Origin of the sequence: Curtobacterium flaccumfaciens (genome assembly GCF_051548005.1) — a bacterium.
GTDB lineage: Bacteria > Actinomycetota > Actinomycetes > Actinomycetales > Microbacteriaceae > Curtobacterium.
This window is the reverse complement of record NZ_JBPUGH010000146.1, coordinates 1-8,518: the sequence shown is the minus strand read 5'-3', so window position 1 is coordinate 8,518 and position 8,518 is coordinate 1. Positions and strand designations below refer to the sequence as shown.

The following is an 8,518-nucleotide window of genomic DNA, read 5'->3' as shown; positions in this document are numbered from 1 at the left end:
ACGCTCGACTGCACCACGACGCGAGCGCCCGCAGCGCGAGCGCCCGCCGCGCCGGCGCCCGCCCCGCGGACCCCCGCCCCGTCAGCGCGCAACAGCGGGAACAGCGCCGCGACGAGTGCGACGTGCCCGAGGTGGTTCGTGCCGAACTGCAGCTCGAACCCGTCGGCAGTGGTCTGGCGCGAGGGCGGGGTCATCACGCCGGCGTTGGCGACGAGGATGTCGATCGGTCGTCCGTCCCGCACGAGCCGTTCCCCGAGCGCCGACACCGACGCCAGGGACGAGAGGTCGAGCGACTCGGCCTCGAGCCGGGCTCCCGGGTGCTCGGTGCGGATGCGGTCCTGCACAGCAGCGAGCTTCGGAGCGTTCCGCGCGGGCATGACGACCTCGGCGCCCGCCGCCGCGAGGTGCGCGGCGATCCGCACGCCGATGCCGTCGCTCGCCCCCGTGACGAGGGCTCGGCGGCCGGTGAGGTCGGGGATGGTGGGTGCGTCGATGGTCCGTGGCATGGTGTGTCCTCCGTGGTCGGTGCCCTCAGCCTGGCCGGGCGCCCGTTCCGCAACCACGGCCTGACGATCCGTGGCTGGGACGGCCAGGGTGCGAGAGGATCGCCGCATGATCGACCGGACCGGACTCGCCGACTTCCTGCGGAGTCGTCGCGCCGCACTGCAGCCCGAGGACGTCGGGCTGCCACGAGGTGTTCGACGTCGCACGAGCGGGCTCCGGCGCGAGGAGGCGGCTCTCCTCAGCAACATGTCGGTCGACTACTACGCCCGGCTCGAACGGGAGCGCGGGCCGCAGCCCTCGGACCAGATGCTCGCGTCGATCGCCCAGGGGCTCCGGCTCTCCCTCGACGAGCGTGACCATCTCTTCCGCCTGGCCGGGCACGAGCCGCCCACACGGGGAGCGGGGTCGGACCACGTGGCGCCGGGCATCATGCGCATCCTCGACCGGCTCGTGGACACACCGGCCGAGATCGTCACGGAGCTCGGCGAGACCCTCCGGCAGACGCCGCTCGCCGCCGCGCTGGTCGGGGACGCGTCGCTCCGCACGGGCCTCGCGCGGAGCATCGGGTACCGCTGGTTCACCGATCCGGCTGCTCGGGCGCTGCACCCGGAGGAGGAACACGACTTCCTGTCCCGCATGTACGCCTCCGGCCTCCGGTACGTGCTCGCGCGTCGCGGGCCCGGTTCACGGGCGGCGGTCCTCGCCGAGGAACTGCTCGCGCGGAGCGACGAGTTCCGAGAGCTGTGGGCGCGGCACGAGGTCGGCATCCGTCCGGCCGAGGAGAAGCACTACGTGCACCCGGAGGTCGGTCCGCTCACCCTGCAGTGCCAGGTCCTGCAGGACACCGACCGCGCCCAGCACCTGCTCGTGTACACGGCCGAGCCCGGCAGCGAGAGCGCCGATCGGCTCCGACTCCTGTCGGTCATCGGCTCCTCCGCCGCGACTCCTGCCTGACCGAGCGCAGACGACGCGTCAGCGCCGGAGGAACGCCCCGGCGACGAGTCGGAGCAGCAGCGCGGTCCCGCCGAGCACACCCACTCCGGTCGCCACGACGACCAGGACCACGAAGCGTCCCAGTGCCTGCACCTCGGTCTCGTCCTCGCCCGCCGTGACCTGCGCCGCGCACGCGTACACGACGAGCGCCGTGGCGAGCAGCAGCACACCGATCCACGTCGCGGCCCGGACCGCGATCGGCTGCCGCAGCGCGTCGCTCGGCACCGCGGCGCGCGCGGTCGCTCCCTCGGTCTCCCAGTCGGCCGGTCCCGGCATGGTTCCCCCTCCGTCAGCCCGATCCTAGTACCCACCGGTCGCGGCCGGGAGGCACGGCCCGGCTCCGCCAGGATGCTCGGCTCCCGCGGTCACGCCGGGAGGGAGCCGCCCCACGTCACGGCGACGACCGTCACGTCGTCGGCGCGGTCGCCGCGCTCGGCGAGCGCGGTGACGTCGGCCACGATCGCGTCGATGTCGTCGCGGGCGTCGACGAAGGCCTGCCAGCGGTCGAGCGAGGCGAGGTCGCCGCCGAAGAGGTCGAGGACGCCGTCGCTGACGCTCACGACGCTGTCCCCGGGCTGGAGGTCCGTCTCGACGCTGGTCCAGCCCGATCCGACCCCGAGCGGCAGGTGCCCGGAGCGGAGGAACTCGCTGCCGCCGGACGCCCGACGGATCAGGGTCAACCCGTGGCCGGCGTCCACCCAGCGGAGGGTCCCGTCGAGGCTGATCCGCCCGTGGAAGCACGTCGTGAACTGCGCGCTCACCATGTCGACCGACCCCGTGCTGAGCCCGGCGGAGGTCCACCGGAAGGCGAGCGCGGGGTCCGGCTCCTCGAGACTGCTCCGGATGACGGCCCGCACCGCCGCGGCGATCATGCCGGCGCCGACGCCCTTGCCCATGACGTCGCCGAGGGTGAAGCCCGTGCCGCCGTCCGGCGTCGGGTACCAGTCGTAGAAGTCTCCCCCGACCGTGCGCGCCGGGACGCACACGCCGGCGACCCGGACGGCCGACGGGAGCCCGCTGCCGTCGACGGGCTGCAGGGAGCGCTGCACGATCGCGGCCTGGGTGACCTCGGCCTCGGCGACCCGGCGCGACCGCTGGGCGACGGTGAGCTGCAGGAGGGACCGTCGGGAGAGCTCGTTGACCACGGCGGCAGCGGCGCTGTAGACGACCGCGGCGATGACGAGCCGGACGACCTCGCTGCCCGGGAACGCGCGTCCGGGCGCGAGGGCGAGCGGCAGCAGGATCGTCACGAACACGCCGAGCACGGGGACGAGGACCCGCCACCTCCCGTGTCCGGCCGCGATCCACACGACGGGCAGCACGAGGATCGCGAGGAAGACGGACCGTGTCTCGCCCGTGCCGAAGCGGAGCAGGCCGATGGCGACGAAGTCGAGCAGCGGGACGGCGATCTCCACGCGTGCGAGTCGGTTCGACCGTGCCATGAGCGCCGCGAACCCGAGCAGCACGACGGCGAGGCCGGCACCGGTCCACATCGCCCGTGCGTCCGACACGGTCAGCCATGCGGGGAACAGGGAGCTGGCGGCGGCGGCACCGACGATCAGTGCCGCGACCAGGGCCTGCTTCGCGAGGGGTTCCCACGCAGCACGGAGTCCGGACAGCACGATCGGTCCGGTGTCGGTGGACCGGACGGTCCGCCGAGGTGGTGCCTGCGTCATCCCACTCCTGTCGACGGCGCGGTCGTCCCGGTGACGGACGACGCCTCCAACCGTATCCCGCCGACACGTGTCGGGCGCCCTCGTCGCTCCGCGTGGTCCGGTGACCGCGGCGGACCCGCCGGGGCCGAGCCGTGCCTCCAGGCCGACAGCGCACAGCGCACAGCGCACAGCGCTGCACGCCGCTGGACCACCCGTGCACGGCAACGGGTGCCGAGCCGCTGTCGCGACCCGGCACCCGCTGTGCTCACTCGACGCTCGCCGCGGCGCGCGCCGAGGCGTCATCAGCCGATCGAGACGGCCGTCCAGGAGACCGGCGGCAGTTCGATCGTGATCGTGTCGCCCTCGCGGCGGACGGTCTCGTTGGTGCGGAGGCCGACGCGCTCGGTGTTCGACAGGTCGTTGACGAGGTGGACGTCGTCCTCCCAGATGCCCTCGGCGCGGACCTCGCCGTCGGCTCCGATGCCGGCGAGGTCGATCGTGACGGTGGTCGACTCGGTCTGGTGCCGGTTCACGAGGAACACCGCGGCCGTGCCGTCCTCCACCGTCGCGGCGGAGTCCACGACGGGGACCTCGCCGTACTTGCCACCGTCGACCGTGTCGCCCGAGGCCTTGACCTGGAGCGACGTGCCGTTCGCGAGCTTCGAGGTCAGCGAGAAGGGGAAGAACGTCGTCTGGCGCCACGCGGGTCCGCCCGGCTCGGTCATGATCGGGCCGATCACGTTCACCAGCTGCGCGAGCGAGGCCGAGGCCACGCGGTCGGCGTGACGGAGCAGCGAGATGAGCAGACCACCCACGACCACCGCGTCGGCGACGGTGTAGATGTCCTCGAGCAGGCGCGGCGCGACGGGCCAGTCCTGCAGCTCGAAGGTCTTCTGCTGCTCGTTCCACTTGCTGAGCGACCACACGTTCCACTCGTCGAACGAGATGTCGATGCGCTTGTCCGACTTCTTGTGCGCCTTGACGTGGTCCGCAGCGGTCGTCACGGTGTCGATGAAGTGGTCCATGTTCACGCCGGACGCGAGGAACGACGACAGGTCGCCCTCTTCCTCGTAGTAGGCGTGGGCCGAGATGTAGTCGACGTCGTCGTAGGCGTGCTCGAGGACGGTGCGCTCCCACTCGCCGAACGTCGGCATCGACGCTCCGGAGGACCCGCAGGCGACGAGCTCGAGGTCGGGCTGGATCTGGCGCATGGCCTTGGCGGTCATCGCGGCGAGCTTGCCGTAGTCCTCGGCGTTCTTGTGGCCGAGCTGCCACGGGCCGTCCATCTCGTTGCCGAGGCACCACATCTTGATGGCGAACGGCTCCTGGCGACCGTTCGAGCGGCGGTACTCGCTGAGCGCGGTGCCGGCGTCGATGTTGGCGTACTCGAGCAGCTCGATGGCCTCCTGCGTGCCGCGGGTCCCGAGGTTCACCGCGAGCATGAGCTCGGAGTCGACCTGGTCGAGCCAGTGCTGGAACTCGTGCAGCCCGACCTCGTTCGTCTCGGTGGAGTGCCACGCGAGGTCGAGCCGGCGGGGACGCTGGTCGACCGGGCCGACGCCGTCCTCCCACTTGTAGCCGGAGACGAAGTTGCCGCCCGGGTAGCGGATGGCGGAGACGTTCAGCTCCTTGACGAGCTCGATGACGTCCTTGCGGAAGCCGTGCTCGTCGGCGGTCTCGTGCGCGGGCTCGTGGATGCCGTCGTAGACGTGTCGTCCGAGGTGCTCGACGAAGCCGCCGAAGAGGCGACGGCGCACCGGCCCCACGGTGAACGCGGCGTCGAGGACGAGGTGTGTGCGGGGCATGGATCTCCTTCGATCTGCGTGCGTCGGGGTGACACGAAAGTGAGCGCTCACCCGTCGACAACGCTAGCCGGTCGGCGGCACGGGCGAAAGGGGTGGTGCTCCGGCGTGTCCGGCGCTAATGTGAGCGCTCACGGAGCGATGATGCCCCCACGGCACGTCGCCCCGACCGGAGTAGCGAAGGAGCCTCACCCCCGGGGCTGCGACGCCGCACCAGTACGGAACACCGACCCTGTTCCGCTCGGCCCGTCCCGATGGAGTGATGCCATGCCGATCCGACCAACCCCGCCCGTGCAGCCGCGCGGAGGGTCCTTCACCCGGCGGAGCCTGCTCGCCGCAGGAGCCGCGGCGGCCACCGTGCTGCCGCTCGCCGCCTGCTCGAGTCCGCTCGCCGCCGGCATCGCCGGTGCCCCGCTCAACCCGGAGACCCTGGTCTTCTGGAACCTGTTCGGCGGCGGCGACGGCGCCCGCATGCAGCAGATGGAGGCCGGGTACGCCAAGCAGCACGGCGGACCGTCCTCGATCCAGGCGACGACGTTCGCCTGGGGCAACCCGTACTACTCGAAGGTCACACTGGCCACCGTCGGGAACAAGCCGCCGGACGTCGCGATCGCCCACCTCACCCGCGCGAAGCCGCTGTGGGACGGCGACCTCCTCGACCCGATCACCTCGGACGACCTCGCGAGCGTCGGCCTGAGCGCCAGCGACTTCAACCAGAAGGCCTGGACGGCGCAGAAGACCGACGGGAAGAACATCTGCATCCCGCTCGACACCCACCCGTTCGTCCTTTTTTACAACGTTGACGTGTGCCAGAAGGCCGGCCTGATCGACAGTGACGGCAAGCTCAAGGACCTGTCCGGCCTGGAGAACTTCGAGGCCGCCCTCGCCGCGGTGTCGAAGGTCACCGGTGGCGTCGCGCTCAACGTCGCGAACGTCAGCGAGATCGCGACCCCGTGGCGCTTCTTCTGGACGATGTACAACCAGATCAACGGGTCGACGCCGTTCATCAGCGACGGCGGCTCGAAGCTCACGGTGAACGAGGACAACTACACCAAGGTCACCACGATGACCGAGAAGTGGGTGAAGAACGGCTGGCTGAACAAGGGCCTCGACTACGCAACCGCCGAGACCCTGATGTTCACCGGCAAGGCCGGGTTCTTCATGCAGGGCGAGTGGGAGATCAGCACGGCACAGTCGATCAAGGGCCTGAAGTTCGGCATGGCGCCGATCCCCCAGCTCTTCGACAAGCCGGCCACCCAGGCCGACTCGCACACGTTCATCCTGCCGCGGAAGGACCGCTCGCCGGAGCAGCGCAAGGCGCACATGCTGTTCATCAAGCAGATGCTGGAGCAGAGCATGACCTGGGCCGAGGGTGGGCACGTTCCGGCCTACATGCCCACGTTCGACAGCACGGCCTACAAGAAGCTCGAGCCGCAGTCCGACTACGCGTCGGCTGCCGAGAGCGCCGTCTTCGACGACCCCGCCTGGTACGGCGGCTCCGGATCGACGTTCGAGAACACCGTCGGGGCGCAGCTCGCGCTCGTGCAGCAGGGCGCCTCGAGCCCCGCGGCGGCCCTCTCGGCGATCAAGAGCCAGCTCAGCACGTACCTCAACACCCCCAGCCCGCTGTAAGCCCGCGCGAAAGGCACGACGACGTGACCGCAGCACCAGTCCTGACCCGCCCGACGGAGGCCGCAACGGTCCCCGGGCGGCTCCGCACGCGTGTGAACAGCACCACCCGTGGCCAAGGCCGCAGCGGATGGCTGTTCCTCGCCCCCTTCGGCCTGTTCTACCTGGCCTTCCTGCTCGGCCCGACGGTCTGGATGATCGTCTCGAGCTTCTTCAACACCTCCACCGTCCGCACCGGGCTCGGCAGCTTCGCCGGGTTCGCGAACTACGCGGAGATGCTCGGGCGCGCCGACTTCTGGTCGTCGCTCTGGCACACCCTGCAGTTCACGCTCTACACGACCCCGCCGCTGGTCGTCCTGGCGTTCGTGTTCGCGGTGCTCACGAACCGGATGAACCGCGGCCAGTGGTTCTTCCGCCTGGCGTTCTTCCTGCCGTTCATCCTGCCGTCGGCGACGATCTCGTTGATCTGGGTGTTCATCTTCACCCCGGCGACCGGTCTGTTCGCGTCGGTCCAGCAGGCCCTCGGCATCACGCCGGGCGCCGGGGTGCTGGCCAGCCCGAACACCGCGATGATCGGCGTCGCGATCGCGACGGTCTGGTGGACCCTCGGGTTCAACTTCGTGCTCTACCTGGCGGGACTCCAGGAGATCCCGCGGGAACTGTACGAGGCGGCTGCCGTGGACGGCGCGTCGAGCTGGCAGCAGATCAAGTCGATCACGCTGCCGCTGCTCGGCCGGACGACCACCCTGGTCATCCTGCTGCAGATCATCGCGAGCCTGAAGATCTTCGACCAGGTGTACCTGATGACGAACGGCGGCCCGGGCATCTCGACGCAGGTCTCCCTGCAGCTCATCACGGGTGTCGGCTTCACCGACAACCGCCTCGGTGCGGCATCGGCGGCGTCGGTGCTCCTGTTCATCGTGATCGTCGCGATCGCGGTCATCCGGCAGCTCGTCGAGCGCGCTGCTGCCAAGCGAGAGATCGGTGCCTGACGTGACCACCACCGAGAGCATCACCACCGCCCGGCCGAAGCTCCGTTCCGGGGTCTCGGCTGCAGCCCCGGCGAACGCCGCGAAGATCGGCGTCTCCGGCAAGGGCTTCAACATCACGGCCGCGATCATCCTCACGGTGTTCGCGATCATCTGGCTCATCCCGAGCCTGTTCGCCCTCAAGACGTCGCTGTCCGACAACGGCGTCGCCGCACTCGGGGCGAACGCGATCCTGTCGAACTGGAACCCGACGCTGCACTCCTACGCCGCGCTGTTCCAGGCCGGCGACATCTGGAACTGGTACCTCGCGTCCGGCATCACGAGCCTCGTGACGACCGCACTCACGGTGCTGTTCGCCTCGATGGCCGCGTTCGCGCTGTCCCGGCTGGTGTTCCGCGGCCGCAACGTCGCGTTCCTGCTCATCATCCTGGGCATCATGATCCCGACCCAGGTGCTGATCATCCCGATCTTCCAGGAGCTCAACTCGGTCGGGCTGCTCAACACCTACTGGTCGGTGATCTTCCCGCAGGTGCCCGCCGTGATCGCGGTGTTCATCTTCAAGCAGTTCTTCGACGGCATCCCCCGGGAGCTCGAGGAGGCGGCACGCATCGACGGTGCGGGCATGTGGAAGATCTACTGGTCGGTGATCCTGCCGCTGTCGCGGCCGGTCATCGCCGCGGTCGCGATCCTGACGTTCGTCGGGGTCTGGAACAACCTGCTGCTGCCGCTGTTCGTGCTGTCCAACCCGGACCTCATGACGATCCCGGTCGGGCTCGCCACGGTCCAGGGCAGCTTCGGTCAGCGCTACGCCGACATCCAGGCGGGCGCGATCCTCGCGGCGCTGCCGCTGATCATCCTCTACCTGATCTTCCAGCGGCAGATCGTGGAGGGCGTGACGGGGTCCGGCCTCAAGGGCTGACGCGACGACACATCCGACGGGAGGCGC

General features: G+C 70.2%; 8 protein-coding genes. 4 read left to right on the top strand and 4 right to left on the bottom strand.

Translation table 11 applies throughout. The features are described from left to right. A partial coding sequence (locus tag ACSW7Y_RS14350) for an SDR family NAD(P)-dependent oxidoreductase (RefSeq protein WP_438126926.1) occupies positions 1-506 on the bottom strand: 506 nt, incomplete at its 3' end. A 106-nt stretch (positions 507-612) separates the two neighbouring features. Here ACSW7Y_RS14350 and ACSW7Y_RS14345 point away from each other — a divergent pair. Next, complete coding sequence (locus tag ACSW7Y_RS14345) at positions 613-1,458, top strand: helix-turn-helix transcriptional regulator (RefSeq protein ID WP_438126925.1); 846 nt, start codon at positions 613-615, stop codon at positions 1,456-1,458. An 18-nt stretch (positions 1,459-1,476) separates the two neighbouring features. Here ACSW7Y_RS14345 and ACSW7Y_RS14340 read toward each other — a convergent pair whose 3' ends face one another. The 3 genes from ACSW7Y_RS14340 to ACSW7Y_RS14330 form a co-directional block, all read right to left on the bottom strand. After that, a complete protein-coding gene (locus ACSW7Y_RS14340; RefSeq protein ID WP_438126924.1) occupies positions 1,477-1,773 on the bottom strand; it encodes a hypothetical protein in 297 nt (98 codons plus the stop codon). 89 nt (positions 1,774-1,862) lie between these two features. Then, on the bottom strand, positions 1,863-3,173 hold the full coding sequence (locus ACSW7Y_RS14335; protein ID WP_438126923.1) for a PP2C family protein-serine/threonine phosphatase: 1,311 nt from the start codon (positions 3,171-3,173) through the stop codon (positions 1,863-1,865). A 281-nt stretch (positions 3,174-3,454) separates the two neighbouring features. Beyond that, complete coding sequence (locus ACSW7Y_RS14330; protein WP_438126922.1) at positions 3,455-4,957, bottom strand: alpha-N-arabinofuranosidase; 1,503 nt, start codon at positions 4,955-4,957, stop codon at positions 3,455-3,457. Between the two features lie 264 nt (positions 4,958-5,221). Here ACSW7Y_RS14330 and ACSW7Y_RS14325 point away from each other — a divergent pair, with 264 nt between their 5' ends. The 3 genes from ACSW7Y_RS14325 to ACSW7Y_RS14315 are packed head-to-tail and all read left to right on the top strand — an operon-like array spanning position 5,222 to position 8,491. After that, positions 5,222-6,586: an extracellular solute-binding protein gene (locus tag ACSW7Y_RS14325; RefSeq protein WP_438126921.1), complete on the top strand. Its 1,365-nt coding sequence runs from the start codon at positions 5,222-5,224 to the stop codon at positions 6,584-6,586. Between the two features lie 23 nt (positions 6,587-6,609). After that, on the top strand, positions 6,610-7,575 hold the full coding sequence (locus ACSW7Y_RS14320) for a carbohydrate ABC transporter permease (RefSeq protein WP_438126920.1): 966 nt from the start codon (positions 6,610-6,612) through the stop codon (positions 7,573-7,575). 1 nt (position 7,576) lies between these two features. Next, a complete protein-coding gene (locus tag ACSW7Y_RS14315) occupies positions 7,577-8,491 on the top strand; it encodes a carbohydrate ABC transporter permease (RefSeq protein ID WP_438126919.1) in 915 nt (304 codons plus the stop codon). Positions 8,492-8,518: the final 27 nt, after the last annotated feature.

Excerpts from the sequence above, each read along its gene's own strand:
- ACSW7Y_RS14345 (WP_438126925.1), top strand. The coding sequence starts at position 613 with ATGATCGACCGGACCGGACTCGCCGACTTCCTGCGGAGTCGTCGCGCC.
- ACSW7Y_RS14340 (WP_438126924.1), bottom strand. The coding sequence starts at position 1,773 with ATGCCGGGACCGGCCGACTGGGAGACCGAGGGAGCGACCGCGCGCGCC.
- ACSW7Y_RS14335 (WP_438126923.1), bottom strand. The coding sequence starts at position 3,173 with ATGACGCAGGCACCACCTCGGCGGACCGTCCGGTCCACCGACACCGGA.
- ACSW7Y_RS14330 (WP_438126922.1), bottom strand. The coding sequence starts at position 4,957 with ATGCCCCGCACACACCTCGTCCTCGACGCCGCGTTCACCGTGGGGCCG.
- ACSW7Y_RS14325 (WP_438126921.1), top strand. The coding sequence starts at position 5,222 with ATGCCGATCCGACCAACCCCGCCCGTGCAGCCGCGCGGAGGGTCCTTC.